This is a genomic window from Microbulbifer epialgicus (assembly GCF_041447265.1).
GTDB classification, from domain to species: domain Bacteria; phylum Pseudomonadota; class Gammaproteobacteria; order Pseudomonadales; family Cellvibrionaceae; genus Microbulbifer; species Microbulbifer epialgicus.
Genome location: NZ_JBGMEK010000003.1, coordinates 88,642 through 106,160, shown reverse-complemented (window position 1 = coordinate 106,160; position 17,519 = coordinate 88,642). Strand labels below are relative to the sequence as shown.

Sequence of the window (17,519 nt, the reverse complement as noted above, 5' to 3'; positions counted from 1 at the left end):
AGTATGTGGTCACATGTCAACAGAGCATTATTCAAACAACGGTTGTAGTTCTGATTACCATACTGGCGCTCGCATGAAAATTTATTATTTTGAACCTCGAAAAAGTCGAGTGCGAGTGAGCTTTTAGGGTTATCTGCTGCAACTCTGGCCCTGGGGTTAACTTACCTGATATTGAAAATCAAGAAGAGCAAAGTTTAGCGGGTATTTTCATTTTTGTTATTAGACTGGGGCGAACCTCTTCTAACCAATTTCTTGAAAATTACCCGCGCTGAAGGATATCAATGACCCTCTTCACGCAGGGAGTGATGCAATTTAACTGGTGGAGTCTTCCGCTCTTTTTTACTGCGCAGGCGCAGATTAAGCATCTCCACTGTCATGGAGAAAGCCATGGCAAAATAGATATAGCCTTTGGGCACATGTACATCGAACCCCTCTACCACTAGTGTGAGACCCACCATGATCAGGAAGGCCAGTGCTAGAATCTTCACCGTAGGGTGGCGGTCAACAAAATTACCTATGGGTTTGGCCGCTATCAACATAACGATCACTGCAAGCACAATGGCAATTGCCATGATGGAAATTTCATCCACCAGTCCTACGGCGGTAATCACCGAATCGAGCGAGAAAACGATATCGAGGATGGCAATCTGCAACAGAACCACACCAAAACCGGCGGTTCCCAGGGAAGTAGCATCGGTTTCTGCCCCCTCTAAGCTATTATGGATTTCATGGGTTGCTTTGCCAATCAGGAATAGGCCACCCCCAACCAAGATAATATCGCGCCCTGATATTTCCATACCAAATATGCTAAATAAAGGTTCCACCAGTCCCATAATCCAAACAATGGAAAACAGCAGTACTAAACGGGAAACCATGGCCAGGGTGATGCCGATAAAGCGGGCCGGTTCTCGTTGCTTTGGTTGCAGGCGTCCAACCAAGATGGAAATAAAAATAATGTTGTCGATGCCCAATACTATTTCCAACGCCGCCAGTGTGGCCAACGCAATCCAGGCCTCCGGACTGACTACCCACTCAAACATGGAAAACTTCCTTTTTGATAATTATTTTATTCCAGCTCATGTCAAACTATCGGGATGAATATTCCTAAAATTTGATTGAGCGCTGACTATACGAGGCTGCTCTATCGGTTATTCTAAGCTTCTTCATGCAACCAAGCCATGGCATCAGCTTCATTTTCAAAGACTTGGTACTCCCCACCAATAAACCAGCTACCTACTTTGCCAGCCACTTTCATCCATCGTTTATCGGAGATAACTGCAATACGATTGAACTCTCTACCATGCGCCAAACCTACCTTGAAATCATCCCAGGCAGCGCGGGGCTCCCAACCCTGCAATTCGCTGGCATCCATTAAACAATCAATCTTCGGGTGCTCGACGCCGGCGAGAGCCGAGTTCAACATGGGAACCATGGTTTGGTAATCCTCATGGGTCAGTTTTCCGCGAGCTCTCAACGTCAGAAAGAAATGATTACCATCCTGCTCCAGCCCAATAGAGACACCGTGGGGTTGTTCACTCATATGTTTTCCTTGCCTATTTAGACGCCTCTATAATTGCACAATGTACTACTGCCGACGTGAAAACCTAATTTAGGAGGGGGAATATTATTCCAAGCACTTCCTATAGAAATTTCTTTATATCCTTGGCCCTGGGACACTGGTAGGAAAAATTCATTTTCAAAAGAGTCGAAAAGTTCAGCAATCCATTCCCAATCTTTTTTTTGGGGGGGGGACTTCGCCCTCAGGGGTTGCATCAGTATCCAGGGCTCGCCTACTAATGCCCGCACATTTTCCACGCCCAAATCCGGTGCTAGTGGTATCGAGCGTTGGCATGGCCAAGGGCGTTGGGTTTACACCCTGCGGGCAAGCCAAAGAAATTGGAAGAAGTAAATCACTTACCCCTCCCGTGAGTGGCTCACCGCTGGTCGTGCTTTGCCACATTGCCAGCAGAAATCAAATGCCGCACCATTTTCTTCTCCGCATTCCGGGCAAGGCCAGCTGGTTTGCTCCGCCTCAGCGTCCTGTAATAACTGGCGGGCGCGCTCGTAATCCCGGTCTCGCTCCAACCACAATTCAGGCCAGACTTGGCCCGGAGCCAATTCCCCGGATGCACCTTGAGCAAATTCATTTTTCAACTTCACTGCAATGCCGGCTACCTCGAGACGACTCTTGGCCAGCTCCACCAGTAGGCGATTTTCATGGGTGTAGATCAATTTCATAATAATAGAGGGCCGCTGGTAACAACTCCCAGAGTAACCCCACCGGGCAGCTGGACCAAATTAAAGCAGCCGGTTATTCCGAGGCAGCGAGAGTGCAATCCTCTGCTTCACAATACTCCTCATGGGGAACCGTAATAATTTCCAGTACAGAACCCAAGGTATTTGGCGCATTTCGACCATTCACCAACACCCGACCAGAGCGGCTGGCAATATATTCAAGGACCGTTCTACCTCTGGCATTCTTATATGCCGCCAGGCGTTGCCCCTTCTCCACGGTATCGCCATGGTTTACAAAAATCATTACCCAGTCGCTAACACGGTTTCGCGCAGGGGTGGAACGGGCCTGATTAGCCTGTATCCGCTCAACACCCAGTAACCCTGCGATTTTTCCAAGAGGTGGGGCCTCCGCTGCCCGTAAATGTGTCAATCCGCTAACAGCCAGAATAACGATAAACAGGCAGACTCTTTTCAACACGGTACTCCCACACATGGTTAACCCTGCGGGCACTGAGCCCGCACTACCGAGCATGTCGCCAAAGCCTTTTGGAAAGGGCAATAACTTAGGTATAGCTGACTAGGTAATTCACGCCAAGCGCGGCGCTCACAAGGCTGGGTGGACAAAAAAAAAGGGCCGGCAAAAGCCGGCCCTTTTTGAAATCTGTGCTAATGGGAAGTTAGCCCAGATCGATCCAGGTGGATTTCAGCTCACAGTACTTGTCCAGGGCATGTAGGGACTTGTCTCGGCCATTACCGGACTGTTTGAAACCACCGAAAGGCACAGTGATATCACCGCCAAAATAGTTATTTACCCACACGGAACCCGCATAAATATCGCGGGCCATGCGATGGGCGCGGCCCAGATTGTTGGTCCAGATACCCGCCGCCAACCCATAAATGGAATCATTGGCAATGGTGAGCGCTTCCTCTTCGCTCTCGAACTCAATTACCGACAATACTGGGCCGAAGATCTCCTCGCGGGCGATAGTCATATCACCGGTCACGCCGCGAAATACCGTGGGCTCGTAATAGTAGCCACCAGCTACCTCATCCACCGGCTTGCCGCCACACACCAGTTGTGCCCCCTGCTCCAGGCCCCTGGCCACATAGAACTCCACAGTATCGAACTGACTGCGGTCGATCAGCGCGCCCATCACCGTATTCGGATCTTGGGGATGGCCCGGCTTAAAGCGTTCGGCGGCCTTACTCACCTTTTGAATAAACTCATCAGTGATACTCTTTTCCACAAGCAGGCGTGAGCCGGCGGTACAGGTTTCCCCCTGGTTGTAGAAGATAGCCAGTGCAGCGGCATCGGCCGCCTTATCCAGGTCCGCATCAGCGAACACAATGTTGGGGCTCTTGCCGCCCAATTCGAGGAAGGTTCGCTTCAGGTTCGACTGGCCAGAATATTCGGTGAGGGTCTTGCCCACTTCGGTAGAACCGGTAAAGGTCAGGCAGTCGATATCCATATGCAGGCCCAGCGCCTTACCCAAACTGTTGCCAGGTCCAGGCAATACATTCAGTACGCCGTCGGGCAGGCCCGCCTCCTTAGCGAGCCTTGCCAGTTTGATGGCAGTAAGCGGAGTATTGGAGGCAGGCTTCAGGATTACGCTGTTACCAGTAGCCAGAGCCGGCCCGAGTTTCCAGGCAGTAGTGGAAAGGGGAAAATTCCAGGGCACAATGGCAGCCACTACACCGAGAGGCATACGGGTTACCAGGCCCAGCTCACCGGGGCCTGTGGGCGCCACTTCATCGTAGATTTTGTCAATGGCCTCGCCACTCCAGCGGATAGTGGTCACCGCACCGGGAACGTCCACGGCCATGGTGTCACCAATAGGCTTGCCCGCATCCAGACTTTCCAGCAAGGCGACTTCCACCATATGCTCTTCGATCAGCTCGGCGAAGCGCACCATAATCTTCTTACGTTGCATTGGCGGCATTTTCGACCACACGCCAGACTCAAATGTCTCGCGTGCAACACGCACTGCCAAGTCGGCATCCGCTGGGCCACAGCTGGCGATCTGCGCTAGCTCCTCACTATTGGCGGGGTTATGGGTAGCACGGGTTTCACCGGAGAGCGCGTCGACGTAACTGCCATTGATAAAGGCGCGGCCCTCGATCTTCAGTGAGGCCGCCAGGGCCTGCCATTCCTGCAGGTTTTCGGGGATTTTATTTTGCGCTGACATGGCACACCTCGTTTGAGACAGATAATTTGTCTGAGTTATATCGAAAATGTGATCACAAATCAAAAGGGATAGTAGATTTGGGTCCAGCCCCCCTTCAAACTGTGCCCACAGATTAGCGTGGTGAAGGTTCAAGCTATTTGGTGTAAGCAACTTTAACGGAGCTATGCCACCTGAGTTTCCACTTGTAGCCAGTCATCCTGTAACTGCATCATCAGCTTGTCACCGTGCTGCAGTTCGCCGACCCCCGCGGGAGTGCCAGTCAGAACTACATCGCCAGGCTCTAAGGTAAAGAAACTGCTGATATAGGCCACCAGGTCGAGAACCGGAGTGAGCATATGTTCAGTCTTGCCTCGCTGGCGTAATTCTCCATTCAGCCACAGGGAATAGCTGAGCTTATCCCAGTCCGGCAACCAGTCCAGTTTGGCGAAAGGCGAGAGAGGGCAGGAATTGTCGAAGCCCTTGGCCTTCTCCCAGGGGTGCCCGGCTTTCTTAAGTTGCGCCTGTAAATCACGCAGAGTCAGATCCAAAGCAAGGCCCAGTCCGGCGATCGCGGGTGGTACCTCGGCAGCATTGGCATTGCTCAACTTTTCACCGATAAGCAGTGCCAGCTCTCCCTCAAAGTGGCAGCTGCCGCGCCCTGCAGGCAGGTGGATAGGTTGAGCCATATCCACAGCTGCTGTAGCCGGCTTTATAAACAGCAGGGGCTCTTCCGGCACCGGATTATTGAGCTCAGCAGCATGGTCGGCATAGTTACGCCCCACGCAGACAATCTTGCCGAGCCTGAAAGGAACCTCGCTGCCACAAGTGAATTGGTGTTGGTACATAAATAAACCAGATAGTTAGGATAGGTATTTCGAATAAAGCGATATAACCAGCATGTGCTATGATCGCGCCTTCGCCTGTCTCCCGACACCCGAAGAAGTGACCCAACCGGAATAAATGCACCTGTATCGTGTTATTCGCACTCAGTGAAGAGATAGTTTATGGCTCCGCACAATACCGATCAAAGAAAGTCCCTGCAAAAAGACAAGATTCGCATCCTGCTGCTGGAAGGTGTACACCAGTCGGCCATCGACCTGCTCGCCTCCCGTGGCTACACCAATGTGGAGTACCTGAAAACTTCACTGCCTGAAGACCAGTTGATCGAAAAGATCGCAGATGCCCACTTTATTGGTATTCGCTCGCGTACTCAGCTAACCCGCAAGGTATTGGAGCATGCCTCCAAGTTGGTGGCTATCGGCTGTTTTTGCATAGGCACCAACCAAGTGGACCTACAAGCGGCGACAGAACTGGGGATTGCCGTATTTAACGCACCCTATTCCAACACGCGCAGTGTGGCGGAACTGATTATTGCCGAGACCATCTTTATGCTGCGCGGCATCCCAGAGAAAAATGCGGTATGCCACCGTGGTGGCTGGCTCAAGTCCGCGGTTGGCTCTTTTGAGGCCCGCGGTAAAACCCTCGGTATTATCGGCTACGGTGCTATTGGCTCGCAGGTATCGGTAATGGCTGAGGCCATCGGCATGCGCGTGAAATTCTATGATGTTGTTACCAAGCTACCACTGGGCAATGCCAACCAAGTGAGCGCCCTGAATGAGCTATTGCGGGAATCTGATGTGGTTTCCCTACATGTACCAGAACTCCCCTCTACCAAGTTGATGATGGGTGCGGAACAGATCGCACAAATGAAACCCGGTGCCATTCTGTTAAACGCCTCTCGCGGTACTGTGGTCGATATCGATGCGCTCGCACAAGCCCTGAAAAGCGGCAATCTGGCCGGTGCCGCCATAGATGTTTTCCCGGCGGAACCCCGAGGTAATGATGACGAATTCGTCTCTCCCTTGCGTGGTATTGATAATGCGCTGCTAACCCCCCATGTGGGCGGCTCCACCATGGAAGCCCAGGAGAATATCGGCACTGAGGTAGCGGAAAAACTGACGCACTATTCCGATAATGGCACCACAACCAGCTCAGTCAATTTCCCCGAGGTAGCACTGCCCGGCCATATCGGCACGCATCGCCTGCTACATATCCACAAAAATGTGCCTGGTGTATTGAGCGCGATCAACCAGGTGTTTTCCGAGAACACCATTAATATCTCCGCTCAGTTCCTGCAAACAAACGAAACCGTGGGTTACGTAGTCATCGATGTGGATGCGGAGTACTCTGATCTAGCCCTGGAAAAACTTAAGAATATCCCCGGCACCCTGCGCTGCCGCGTACTGTTCTGAGCGCATAAGCACCCGACTGGGGTAAACAGAAGGGAAGGCAGGTTTTCAAACCTGCCTGCGCCCTTACCTACTCATTAGTAGGTAAGGGGATTGATCCCAACTGACAGGCACTTCTACAATGCCCCCTCCTATTCTGTTGGCTAGACTCCGCGCGCAGCCCCCGCGTGTCCGAGCCCAACCTGATATTTCGATTTTCCACAGCAGGTGTTCCCTTGCGCAATAATGATTCCGCCACCACCGGCTTTCTCGCCGGCGTTGCCGCCTTTCTCATTTGGGGATTAGCCCCGCTCTACTTTAATCAGCTACAGGAGATCCCCGCGGCGGAAATCCTCTCGCACCGCAGTATCTGGTCACTGGTGCTGGCGCTGCTGAGCTTGCTAATACTGGGCAAGCTGCCCAGCCTCTTAAGTACCTTGCGCGATACGAAGAAAATGCGAATGTTGGCTATGACTTCGGCGCTCATTGGCAGCAACTGGCTGGTATTTATCTGGGCCGTTAATAACGGACATCTGTTGGAAAGCAGTCTTGGGTACTACATCAATCCATTAATCAGTATTCTCCTGGGTGTATTGTTCCTGGGAGAAAAGCTGCGCTACCTGCAATGGCTGGCGGTTGCACTAGCCGCTGTGGGGATTGCCCATGAACTGTGGCAGTTCGGCCGTATACCCATCATCGCCTTATTCTTGGCAAGCTCTTTTGCCTTCTATGGACTGGCACGCAAGCTCGCACCAGTGGAGAGCCTCACCGGCCTCACCGTGGAGACCCTGTATATGCTGCCGATAGCATTGATTTACTTGGTTTGGAGCAGCAGCCCTACCAGCAACCTATTGAATAACAGCTGGGAGCTGAACAGCCTTCTGATACTAGCCGGGCCCATCACCCTGATTCCGCTCCTGCTGTTCACCATCGCTGCTCGCAGGCTCAACCTGTCTACGGTGGGGTTCCTGCAATACATCGGCCCCTCAATCATGCTGGGGGTAGCCACCCAAATCCTGGGCGAGCCCTTTGGTGAAGGCAAACTCACCACTTTCATGTTTGTATGGATTGGGCTTGCACTCTATTCCCTCGACGCCCTGGTCCAGAGGCGCAAGCTCCACTTGCAAGGCAAGGCGACTCTATAGCAAATTCGCGACTGGGAACGTCCCTTCCCAATTGTGGGGTAATTGGCGGTGAAGAATAAATCAAACGCCGCCATGCACTAAAGCCCAGCTGTGCGGGACTTGAAGGCCAATGCCGCTACATTAAAGCACTCTGTGTATTGCACATATTTTATTCCCATCAGGATCGCGTAAATAGGCAACATACAGCTTGCCCGCGACACCGTCTCGTATTCCCGGTGGATCTTCACAGCGAGTGCCACCATATTCGAGTCCAGCCCCATGCCAGGCATCGGCCTCCATTTGACTACTTGCGGTAAATCCAATTGTGCCACCATTGGCGTGACAGGCTGGCTTTCCATCAATTGGCTTAGTGATTGCAAAAACACCGGTCTCTGTAAAATAAAAACAGCGGCCTTTTTCATCAATGAATCCAGGTTTATGACCCAAGCTCCCCAAGACCGCATCATAAAATGCCTTGGATTTCTGCATATCATTGGTACCTACCATAATATGGCTGAACATAGCCCCTCCAATTTTGGATAAAAGTAAAACCAACAAGCATATACTCACAGTTTGATATGTTGACTGCAATAACAGAAACCGCCGAAACTCAACAACATTTGGACGTAATCGTCACATCTCCAAGGAAGTAGTGTCACCAGGATTTTATCCCGTCATAAACGCTGAGCTCTTAATTTTTTACAACTCATAAGCGTCACTTGGTTATTTTCAATCGAATAAAATCCCGAGCATTCATCAATCCTGAGTCAGGAGGATTAGCCTGAGAAACTTATTACTCGTGAAAATTAGTCGAGAATATTTAGGCAGTCACAATTTCCATTTCCCCACTATACGCAAGAACTTTACCCACAGCTGACATCGTCACCTTCACATCAAACCAGTAGGCTCCATTCACCTCATATTCTTTTGCAACTATTTTAGGGCTTAATAATTTTGGCAAGGGAATACCGAAAATGCTCGTCTTCACGAAGCGATAACCGAGGCTTCCATCAGTCTCTACAGGGTAAAAGTACATCCGCAAAGGCCCCATCTTTTCAAACAAAAGATCCCCATTTGATGAGAACTGGGAGCTCAATATGAGTCCATCAAAGTTACGCACCCACAGAATAGTATCATTGAGATGGTGGCACTCCACACGAAGAGTACATTCACGGTTTTGTTTGGGGAAACCAAACAGAGCACAAATGATATTGGCGATCAAACCGCCCCGCTCAACCCTCACTACCCCTTCTATCACTTTCTTGCCATTATGAACTTCCCGAATAATGGGTGAGAGCTTTTTGTAAGAGTCGCCCATATTTCTAGAAATAATATTCGTTGTCATTACTGAATTCATTGCCAATTAATTGATCCCAATCGCGAAATAATAATCTGGCAAACTAACCAGTTACTATAGGGTCAGAAGGAAAGAATACACTGCACTCGAGACGCGCTGTGAATACATCCCTGTAAGCTCCTAATCGGCATCCATGCCTCATATGGTCCCGAGCGCAGTGTATTCTTTCCTTCCCCCTTTTTGGTAACGCGGCACCAGCATGAGCCGTCGTCAGCCATAGGCCAGAATCAGCCATAGGCCAGAATCAGCCCATGAAATACCGGCAGATTCACATATCTGTGCCATCATTTCATTGCCAAGTTCGCGGTAACAGGAGAGGTCGAAAAAGCGCTATGGGAGTTTCATGTAGCTATTAAAAGGTATCGTACAAATAAAGAGATACCCCAAATTCTACTATTGATTCAGCCAGTCATCCAAAGCGGCAAGTATCTGATGACGGTAAGGCTGGGTTTCATTAATCATCTGATGACGAGCACCGCGAATCAACACACGATGGCAGTGGGGGAATCTATCTCGAATGGCGCGCATATCGTAGCGCCAGTCGACAGTGCCATCTCCGGTACCCTGTACCACAAGAATCTTACGCGGATTACGCGAAGTTTTAGGAAAGGTTCTTATCCAATCCACCATGGCCCCGAGCCAGCACATGGAGATCACCGGGGACTGCAGGGGGTCGAGTAGAGCCTGGCGCCGGGAGAACTCCGCATCATGGGTATTGATCGTAAACTCACGGCTGGGCTCACTGATAAACAGGCGCCCCAGATAATACTTCCATTTGACCAGATGCCAATTGGCCGGGCGCACCAGGGGAGCGAGTAGAAAAACCTTATCCAGTGGCTGCCGGCGGCTGTACTGTAAATGGGCCAGTAATGCCGCGCCGCCGGTGCTCTGCCCTAAAGCATGCCAAGGCTTGGGCAGTTTTTCTGCAGCGATAGATAAAAGCCGATCAAACACTTGGCGATATTGCAGGAAAGTCTGGATAGCTACCCGCTCGCCGCTGGAAAGGCCATGGCCGGGGAAATCAAAAATTACCACATTTAGATTTCGCTCAAGCCCAAAGCGAATTGCAGGCCCATAAATGCCAGTATGATCAAAATAACCATGACAAATAAATAAGGTGCCGCGGGGATTCTCAACTAACCAATACTGGGACACCAACTCAAAACCGGCGGCATTGAAAGTGCCGACTCCAGTTTTATGGACGAGGGGAAAGTGTAAATCGTAAAAATTTCGGTAATCCTGCATTTCCGTCAGCAACGGTGCCGCATCATTGGCAAAGTCCAACTGAGGCAGCTTCTGGCGCAGCGCCGTGTAGTCCGGGCGCTTAATCACCGGGCTGCTTTCGTAGGTGCTGATATCTTGCAAGGTTTCCATTTATCTAATGGTACTGCATTTTTGCCGAGGTGAAAGTGATGCTGTGGACAGACGAGGGGCTTAAATGCAAAAAGGCGGGCCTTAGGCCCGCCTTTCGTCGCTTTCAGGGAGAGTAACTGCTTACTTAATTTGCGGTTCCAACTCACCAGTAGCATAGCGTTGGCTCATAGCATCAAGGCTCAGCGGGCGAATCTTGCTTGCCCTACCAGCGGTACCAAAGGCTTCATAACGCGCTACACAAATTTCCTTCATGGCCTGCAGGGCAGCCTTGTAGAATTTGCGCGGGTCGAATTCGGAAGGGTTCTCAGCCAGAAAGCGGCGGGTCGCGCCGGTAGAGGCAAGGCGCAGGTCAGTATCGATATTGACCTTGCGTACACCGTACTTGATGCCTTCGCAAATCTGCTCAACCGGTACACCATAAGTTTCGGGGATTTCACCACCGAACTCATTGATCACCGCCAACCACTCCTGCGGTACAGAAGAAGAACCATGCATTACCAGATGGGTACCCGGTATACGCGCGTGGATTTCCTTAATGCGATCGATAGCGAGAATATCCCCAGTGGGCGGGCGGGTGAACTTATAGGCACCGTGGCTGGTACCACAGGCAATTGCCAGGGCATCCACTTTGGTTTTCTGCACAAAGTCCGCCGCCTCTTCCGGGTCGGTCAACAGCTGATCATGAGACAGTTTGCCTTCAGCACCAACACCGTCTTCTTCGCCGGCCATACCGGTTTCCAGGGACCCCAGGCAACCCAGCTCACCCTCAACGGAAACACCGCAAGCATGTGCCATGTCAACCGCACGCTGGGTAACATCAACATTGTACTCATAAGAGGCAGGGGTCTTGCCATCCTCTCTCAGGGAACCGTCCATCATTACGGAGCTGAAACCCAATTGAATGGAGCGCTGACATACCGCCGGGCTGGTGCCGTGGTCCTGATGCATCACTACTGGAATTTCTGGGAACTCTTCAATAGCAGCGAGAATCAGGTGACGCAGGAATGGCGCACCGGCATATTTGCGCGCTCCAGCAGAAGCCTGAACGATTACTGGAGAGTCGGTCTCTTTGGCCGCCTCCATAATCGCACGCATTTGCTCCAGGTTGTTGACGTTAAATGCGGGTACGCCGTAACCATGCTCAGCGGCATGGTCCAGCAATTGGCGCAGGCTGATAAGAGCCATAGTTAATTCCTTTCTCGTCTACTCGTCGTATTTGTAATTTTTTGCTTTTATCACCTCCGGCTAACACCGGCAGGCGTCATTAGGGTTTATCTCAATCGTCAGCGCGTGACTCAAGTATCGCAACCGCTGGAAGTTTCTTACCTTCAACATATTCCAGGAAGGCACCGCCGCCTGTGGAAATATAAGATACCTTGCCGGCGATACCATATTTATCCACAGCCGCCAAAGTGTCACCGCCACCGGCGATAGAGAAGGCATCGCTATCGGCAATAGCCCTGGACAGGTGCTCGGTACCAGCACCGAACTGGTCAAACTCGAATACACCTACAGGGCCGTTCCATATGATGGTTTTGGCGCCGTTGAGAATCTCAGCCAGCTTTTCGGAGGACTGGGGACCGATATCGAAGATCATATCGTCTTCAGTTACGGCATCCGCAGGTTTGGTCTCAGCTACAGCCGCCTCACTAAACGCTTTGCCAGTAACAACATCCACCGGGACAGGGATATCGCACTTCTGCATCAGACTCTTCGCTGTATCCACCAGGTCATGCTCACACAAGGATTTGCCTACCGGCTTGCCGCTGGCAGCGAGGAAAGTATTGGCGATACCACCGCCAACAATCAGTTGATCTACCTTGTCAGCCAGGCTCTCAAGAACTGTGAGTTTGGTGGACACCTTCGAGCCACCAACAATTGCTACCAGCGGGCGCGCCGGTTCGGCGAGAGCCTTCTCCAGGGCATCCAACTCAGCGGCAAGAAGAGGACCGGCACAGGCAACAGGTGCAAATTTAGCTACGCCATGAGTAGAAGCCTGGGCGCGATGTGCGGTGCCGAAAGCATCCATAACAAAGACATCGCATAGAGCGGCATAGGCTTTGGCTAGCTCTTCGCTATCTTTCTTCTCACCTATGTTGAAGCGCACATTCTCAAGCAGAGCTACCTCGCCATCGGCCAACTCTACGCCGTCGCGCCACTCCTTGATCAGAGCTACTTCACGACCCAGTAGCTCACCCAAGTGGGTGGCAACCGGTGCCAGAGAAAACTCTTCAGCGTATTCACCCTCAATCGGGCGCCCCAGGTGGGACATTAGCAGCACTTTGGCACCGGCATCAATGGCGGCCTGGACCGTAGGAAGCGCCGCACGGATACGGGCATCAGAAGTCACCCGGCTATCTTTCACCGGTACATTCAAGTCCTCGCGAATTAGTAGGCGCTTACCCGCTAAGTCCAGACCTGTCATCAGTTTGACCGCCATTCGCCAATCCTCTTCTACTTCGATTAACTGAAAATTTGGGCGCGGAGTATATCAACAGCACCCCACCGGTGCCGACAGGAAAACACGGAAAAACACTGTAAAATCGCCGGACAGATAGCCCTGAAACGCAAATGGTTCTGTCTAGCGGGTCTGGACATGCTCCTGGCAGCCTATTTTGGCGAGTAGAGGCGCCAAAAGCCAAATCCGATTCATTTCTTATTTGTTGAATCCGCCCTATTAAATACTGATCTTGCGGCAGGTCTGGACAGTGGGTGTTTAACCCGCCCAACGTGTAGATAAATACCAAAGTTCATGCGGGAAAAGTAAAATCAGTTTTCGACCAACCGGTCTATTGAATCGGTCAAAATACTGACTCGTTATATCTAACCTATTGATACAAAATACCTTTTCGCAAGATATCCACACCGCTAAAATCGCCGCCCGCCCCCCAATTTACAACAACACAATCCAGCCAGTGATTTCTCGCCGGCAGATAAATCATGGAGATCCACTACCTATGGAACGATCGGACAGCGATATTGTTTTCCAAAGTTACGGACGCTGCTGCAACAACGAACAGTTTTTTATCGATTTTTATGAGCGCTTTATGGACAGCTCAGTAGATATTCGCGAACTTTTTACCAAAACAGATATGAAAGTCCAACGCCACCTGTTGCGCAATGGCATTATGCAACTTGTCCTCTACGCTCGTGGCATGTCTGACACCAAACTTCGCGCTCTGGGCAAAAGTCATGATCGCAATGGCTACAATATTCCCCCCGAATGGTACCATTTGTGGCTGGATGCCCTGATCGCGACCCTGCGTCAACATGATGGCGACTTTTCCCCCGAGGTCGAAGCCGCCTGGAACTGCGCATTAACATCAGGGATCAATATTATTCGCCAAGCTTACTGACCGACCACATAAAAGTACCGATTTCTCACTTGACGACCTGACGGTTTGCCATGCACTTCTCGAATATATATAAACCCTTAATTGGAAAGTCATTACAGCTGGTAAAGTGGAAAGAGCTGATTCAAATTTAACTTGAACACTCCATCTTCTGATTACCCCCACCAAGATAAAGAGAGCACAAACTATATTTTCCGGCTAATGAGCTCCAAGGCCGCCAATCCCGATAAATGCTCATTGCGGTTAGGGATTACTTAGGATTATTCGATAAGGAAAACTCTATGAAAATTGTACGGAAGTGCAGCATACCTTTGGCATTTACACTGGCGATATCCGCTTGCGGTGAAGCCCCACAAAATAATACGAGCTCCCGGGGTCAGATATCTCCATCCGCATCAACTTTTGAAAGCTCAGTTGAACCTCTAACAATCAGTTACGAAAAATTTACCTTACCGAATGGACTCCGCGTTCTGGTGCATGAAGATCACAAAGCACCGATTGTATCCGTTGGTGTCTGGTACCACGTAGGTTCCAAAGATGAAAAGCCTGGGCGTACAGGCTTTGCACACCTGTTTGAACACCTGATGTTCAACGGCTCGGAAAATTACAATGATGAGTATTTCAAGCCCTTCGAACTAGCCGGAGCTACCGGTATGAATGGTACCACCTGGCTGGACCGTACCAACTACTTCGAAACAGTACCGAGCAATGCCCTGGATATGGCCCTATGGATGGAGTCCGACCGGATGGGTCACCTTCTTGGAGTAATTACCCAGGAAAAACTCGACACACAGCGCGGTGTGGTACAGAACGAGAAGCGTCAGGGGCAGAACCAGCCCTATGGCAAAGTCTGGAGTCGCATGCAAAAAGCGATATTCCCCGCGGGCCACCCCTATTCCTGGACCACCATTGGGTCCATGGAGGATCTGAATGCGGCCACACTAGAGGACGTACATGAGTGGTTTAATCAGTACTATGGCGCAGCCAATACGGTACTGGTGCTGGCCGGTGATATCGATGTCGACACCGCCAAAGAAAAAGTCAATAAATACTTCGGTGATATTCCTGCTGGCCCCCCGCTAATTAAGAAAAAAGCCTGGATTGCCAAACGTAACCAGTCCAGCCGGGAGCATATGTACGACCGTGTCGCCCAGTCACGGCTATATAAAGTTTGGAATACACCCAATCTGTCTCATGAGGATGCCAAGGCGGTTGCCCTGGCTGCCGCAGTACTCGGTGGTGGCAAAAACTCACGGTTATATAAGCGCCTCGTTTATAAGGACCAAATTGCAACAGATGTTAGTGTGGGATTACACGAATTCGAGTTGTCATCTATATTTCCAATTGTCGCCAACGCCAAACCTGGTATCAAACTCTCCACAATCGAAGCCGCAATTGAAGAGGAGCTACAACAATTCCTTAAAGAGGGGCCAACCGAAGAGGAGTTGGTCCGTGTCAATATGAGCGAATACGCCAGCTATGCACGCAACCTTGAACAAGTCGGAGGTTGGGGCGGCAAGGGAGTAATCCTTGCCCGTGGCGAGCTTTACCTAAACAATCCGAATGCCTACCTTGATGCATTAAATGATAAGCAATCAATAACCCCCCGACAGGTACAAGAAGCGGCACAGAGATGGCTTTCCACTGGTGACTACAATTTGGAGGTGCACCCCTTCCCGGAATATACCACTACCGAATCCAGTGCAGACAGGTCCAAGCTTCCCGAGACCGGTGAATTCCCCAGTGTGCCCTTCCCCAAATTAAAAACGGCCAAGCTTTCCAATGGCTTAAAAGTGGTCCTAGCAGAACGTCATTCAGTGCCCGTGGTAGATATACGTCTACAATTTGATGCCGGCTACGCTGCCGATCAGGGAAACAAGCTAGGCACTTCCAGTTACGCAATGTCCATGCTTAAAGAGGGTACCAATAACCTGGATGCACTGGAAATCAGTGCAAAAGAGGAAATGCTAGGAGCGCGAATCAGTACAGGTGCCGATATAGACACATCCACAGTGCGGCTTAATGCACTGACAGCTAACCTGGATGACTCTATATCGCTGTTTGCCGATATTGTTATGCGACCAGCCTTTTCAGACGATGAGATTGAGCGCAAACGTAGTCGTTGGATCGCCTCTATCCACCAGGAAAAGACTCGACCAGTAGAGATGGCTCTACGCAGCCTGCCTCCACTTCTATATGGCTCTGGCCACGCTTATAGTGTGCCTCTTACAGGCTCTGGTACCGAGGATTCCATAAAATCACTGAATCGTAACGATTTGGTAAATTACCATCAAAACTGGATGCGCCCAGACAATGCCACCCTTGTGGCTGTGGGTAATATCACATTGGTTGAACTGACACAAAAACTGGAACACCACTTTGCTGACTGGCACACACCTGAAAGCCCGCTTCCACAAAAGAACCTGACCCAGGTAGCCCTCCCTGAAAAAGCCAGTATCTACCTGATTGACAAGCCAGGGGCCGAACAAACCATGATCATCGGTGGTCTACTGGCGCCTTCAGAAAAGATTGCGGAGCGCGAAGCACTGCATATGATGAAAGATATCTTGGGCGGTACCTTCACCGCACGCCTCAATATGAACCTACGCGAGGACAAGCACTGGGCCTACGGTGCCTACGCTTTTATGAACGGTGCAAAAGGGCAGCAACCACTAATGATTTATGCCCCTGTCCAGACCGACAAAACCACAGAGTCTCTGCAGGAATTACAAAAAGAATTACGAGCCTACATCAGCCAAAAGCCCGCAGGTAAAGATGAACTGGAAAAAGTAAAAAGCAAACGGGTTAATGAATTACCAGGCCGCTTTGAAACTATAAACGCAGTCTCTGGTGCAGTTTCCAATATGATTACTTATGAGCGCCCACTAGATTATATGAATACCTACGCAGATCAAATTCGCAGTATTGAAGTTAATACTATCCACAAGCTTGCCCAAGAGATAATCAAACCTGATCAGTTTACTTGGGTAATCGTTGGAGATAAGAGCAAAATTGAAGAAGGTATTCGCAAATTGAATATCGGCCCAATGATTCAGCTTAACGTCGATGGAAAAGTTATTGCAAGGCTGACCACCAACTAATCCTACTCCATAAAGGCAATCAATTAGCTATTTGCGCTAACTGATTGCCTATTTCAATTGCAAATGACACTCTCACCCAGCGCCCTGCTTACCTAAGATCCACAAAGAACAAGTGATGCTATATCTGCAAGCATCATAGGTTAACCTTTATGTAAAGACAGTTCGTATACTACTGGGTCAGAAGGGAAGAATACACTGCACTCGAGACTCGCTATGAATAAATCCCTGTAAGCTCGTAATCGGCATTCATACCTCATACGGTCCTGAGCGCAGTGTATTCTTCCCTTCCCACTTTTTAGTATATTTATTTAAAATAATATATTCGCAAGCAAAAATACATATCATATTTTTCACTGAACACAAAGAAATCTAAAGAATGCCTCATGGATTTCTCCGCTGATTTATAACCCTATATTAATGGAATTCATATAATCAGATATAGGATCTAGGAAATCTCTGACTTACTCTGCGATATCTCTGGCCATCAGGGCAGCTCAAAATCAAGACGCGGCATTATATAATTATTCAGAGGTTCCTTTAGTCAAAGATACCCAGCCCAAACAACCAGAACCTTAAAATAAG

15 protein-coding genes are annotated in these 17,519 nt (G+C 50.1%); 4 read left to right on the top strand and 11 right to left on the bottom strand.

Annotated features, from left to right (window positions below; translation table 11 throughout):
• Nucleotides 1–278: 278 nt before the first annotated feature.
• From ACCI49_RS02700 to ACCI49_RS02675, 6 genes are all read right to left on the bottom strand, one after another.
• The gene (locus ACCI49_RS02700) at nucleotides 279–1,040 is read right to left on the bottom strand and encodes a TerC family protein (protein WP_371837435.1); all 762 of its coding nucleotides are present in this window, start codon (nucleotides 1,038–1,040) and stop codon (nucleotides 279–281) included.
• Between the two features lie 113 nt (nucleotides 1,041–1,153).
• Nucleotides 1,154–1,540: a SpoIIAA family protein gene (locus ACCI49_RS02695; protein ID WP_371837434.1), complete on the bottom strand. Its 387-nt coding sequence runs from the start codon at nucleotides 1,538–1,540 to the stop codon at nucleotides 1,154–1,156.
• Nucleotides 1,541–1,914: 374 nt separating this feature from the next.
• Entirely contained in the window at nucleotides 1,915–2,238 is a 324-nt protein-coding gene (locus tag ACCI49_RS02690) for a putative signal transducing protein (RefSeq protein WP_371837433.1), read from the bottom strand.
• Nucleotides 2,239–2,311: 73 nt separating this feature from the next.
• Nucleotides 2,312–2,713, bottom strand: a complete 402-nt coding sequence (locus ACCI49_RS02685) for a hypothetical protein (RefSeq protein WP_371837432.1) — start codon at nucleotides 2,711–2,713, stop codon at nucleotides 2,312–2,314.
• A 199-nt stretch (nucleotides 2,714–2,912) separates the two neighbouring features.
• Nucleotides 2,913–4,421, bottom strand: coding sequence for an aldehyde dehydrogenase (locus ACCI49_RS02680; RefSeq protein WP_371837431.1), 1,509 nt, complete (start codon nucleotides 4,419–4,421; stop codon nucleotides 2,913–2,915).
• A 161-nt stretch (nucleotides 4,422–4,582) separates the two neighbouring features.
• Nucleotides 4,583–5,245 (bottom strand): fumarylacetoacetate hydrolase family protein, encoded by a 663-nt coding sequence (locus ACCI49_RS02675; protein WP_371837430.1) that lies wholly within the window; start codon nucleotides 5,243–5,245, stop codon nucleotides 4,583–4,585.
• Between the two features lie 159 nt (nucleotides 5,246–5,404).
• Between ACCI49_RS02675 and serA the strand changes: the two genes are divergently transcribed.
• The gene (serA, locus tag ACCI49_RS02670; RefSeq protein WP_371837429.1) at nucleotides 5,405–6,652 is read left to right on the top strand and encodes a phosphoglycerate dehydrogenase; all 1,248 of its coding nucleotides are present in this window, start codon (nucleotides 5,405–5,407) and stop codon (nucleotides 6,650–6,652) included.
• Nucleotides 6,653–6,816: 164 nt separating this feature from the next.
• The gene (gene rarD, locus ACCI49_RS02665) at nucleotides 6,817–7,773 is read left to right on the top strand and encodes an EamA family transporter RarD (protein ID WP_371837428.1); all 957 of its coding nucleotides are present in this window, start codon (nucleotides 6,817–6,819) and stop codon (nucleotides 7,771–7,773) included.
• A gap of 120 nt (nucleotides 7,774–7,893) precedes the next feature.
• On the opposite strand, the gene ACCI49_RS02660 is transcribed toward rarD, so the two are convergent.
• The 5 genes from ACCI49_RS02660 to ACCI49_RS02640 form a co-directional block, all read right to left on the bottom strand.
• Complete coding sequence (locus ACCI49_RS02660; protein WP_371837427.1) at nucleotides 7,894–8,274, bottom strand: VOC family protein; 381 nt, start codon at nucleotides 8,272–8,274, stop codon at nucleotides 7,894–7,896.
• Between the two features lie 298 nt (nucleotides 8,275–8,572).
• A complete protein-coding gene (locus tag ACCI49_RS02655) occupies nucleotides 8,573–9,097 on the bottom strand; it encodes a DUF4166 domain-containing protein (protein ID WP_371837426.1) in 525 nt (174 codons plus the stop codon).
• A 405-nt stretch (nucleotides 9,098–9,502) separates the two neighbouring features.
• A complete protein-coding gene (locus ACCI49_RS02650; protein WP_371837425.1) occupies nucleotides 9,503–10,483 on the bottom strand; it encodes an alpha/beta hydrolase in 981 nt (326 codons plus the stop codon).
• A 120-nt stretch (nucleotides 10,484–10,603) separates the two neighbouring features.
• Nucleotides 10,604–11,668, bottom strand: coding sequence for a class II fructose-bisphosphate aldolase (gene fba / locus ACCI49_RS02645; RefSeq protein WP_371837424.1), 1,065 nt, complete (start codon nucleotides 11,666–11,668; stop codon nucleotides 10,604–10,606).
• 91 nt (nucleotides 11,669–11,759) lie between these two features.
• Nucleotides 11,760–12,923, bottom strand: coding sequence for a phosphoglycerate kinase (locus ACCI49_RS02640; protein ID WP_371837423.1), 1,164 nt, complete (start codon nucleotides 12,921–12,923; stop codon nucleotides 11,760–11,762).
• 517 nt (nucleotides 12,924–13,440) lie between these two features.
• Between ACCI49_RS02640 and ACCI49_RS02635 the strand changes: the two genes are divergently transcribed.
• Together ACCI49_RS02635 and ACCI49_RS02630 are read left to right on the top strand one after the other, a co-directional pair.
• A complete protein-coding gene (locus ACCI49_RS02635) occupies nucleotides 13,441–13,839 on the top strand; it encodes a globin (RefSeq protein ID WP_371837422.1) in 399 nt (132 codons plus the stop codon).
• Between the two features lie 278 nt (nucleotides 13,840–14,117).
• On the top strand, nucleotides 14,118–16,937 hold the full coding sequence (locus ACCI49_RS02630) for a M16 family metallopeptidase (RefSeq protein ID WP_371837421.1): 2,820 nt from the start codon (nucleotides 14,118–14,120) through the stop codon (nucleotides 16,935–16,937).
• Nucleotides 16,938–17,519 lie beyond the last annotated feature (582 nt).

Bases quoted from the DNA above. Each gene is read 5' to 3' on its own strand.
- ACCI49_RS02630 (WP_371837421.1), top strand. From the start codon at position 14,118: ATGAAAATTGTACGGAAGTGCAGCATACCTTTGGCATTTACACTGGCG.
- ACCI49_RS02695 (WP_371837434.1), bottom strand. From the start codon at position 1,540: ATGAGTGAACAACCCCACGGTGTCTCTATTGGGCTGGAGCAGGATGGT.
- fba (WP_371837424.1), bottom strand. From the start codon at position 11,668: ATGGCTCTTATCAGCCTGCGCCAATTGCTGGACCATGCCGCTGAGCAT.
- ACCI49_RS02680 (WP_371837431.1), bottom strand. From the start codon at position 4,421: ATGTCAGCGCAAAATAAAATCCCCGAAAACCTGCAGGAATGGCAGGCC.
- ACCI49_RS02660 (WP_371837427.1), bottom strand. From the start codon at position 8,274: ATGTTCAGCCATATTATGGTAGGTACCAATGATATGCAGAAATCCAAG.
- ACCI49_RS02675 (WP_371837430.1), bottom strand. From the start codon at position 5,245: ATGTACCAACACCAATTCACTTGTGGCAGCGAGGTTCCTTTCAGGCTC.
- ACCI49_RS02700 (WP_371837435.1), bottom strand. From the start codon at position 1,040: ATGTTTGAGTGGGTAGTCAGTCCGGAGGCCTGGATTGCGTTGGCCACA.
- serA (WP_371837429.1), top strand. From the start codon at position 5,405: ATGGCTCCGCACAATACCGATCAAAGAAAGTCCCTGCAAAAAGACAAG.
- ACCI49_RS02690 (WP_371837433.1), bottom strand. From the start codon at position 2,238: ATGAAATTGATCTACACCCATGAAAATCGCCTACTGGTGGAGCTGGCC.
- ACCI49_RS02650 (WP_371837425.1), bottom strand. From the start codon at position 10,483: ATGGAAACCTTGCAAGATATCAGCACCTACGAAAGCAGCCCGGTGATT.
- ACCI49_RS02635 (WP_371837422.1), top strand. From the start codon at position 13,441: ATGGAACGATCGGACAGCGATATTGTTTTCCAAAGTTACGGACGCTGC.
- ACCI49_RS02655 (WP_371837426.1), bottom strand. From the start codon at position 9,097: ATGACAACGAATATTATTTCTAGAAATATGGGCGACTCTTACAAAAAG.
- ACCI49_RS02640 (WP_371837423.1), bottom strand. From the start codon at position 12,923: ATGGCGGTCAAACTGATGACAGGTCTGGACTTAGCGGGTAAGCGCCTA.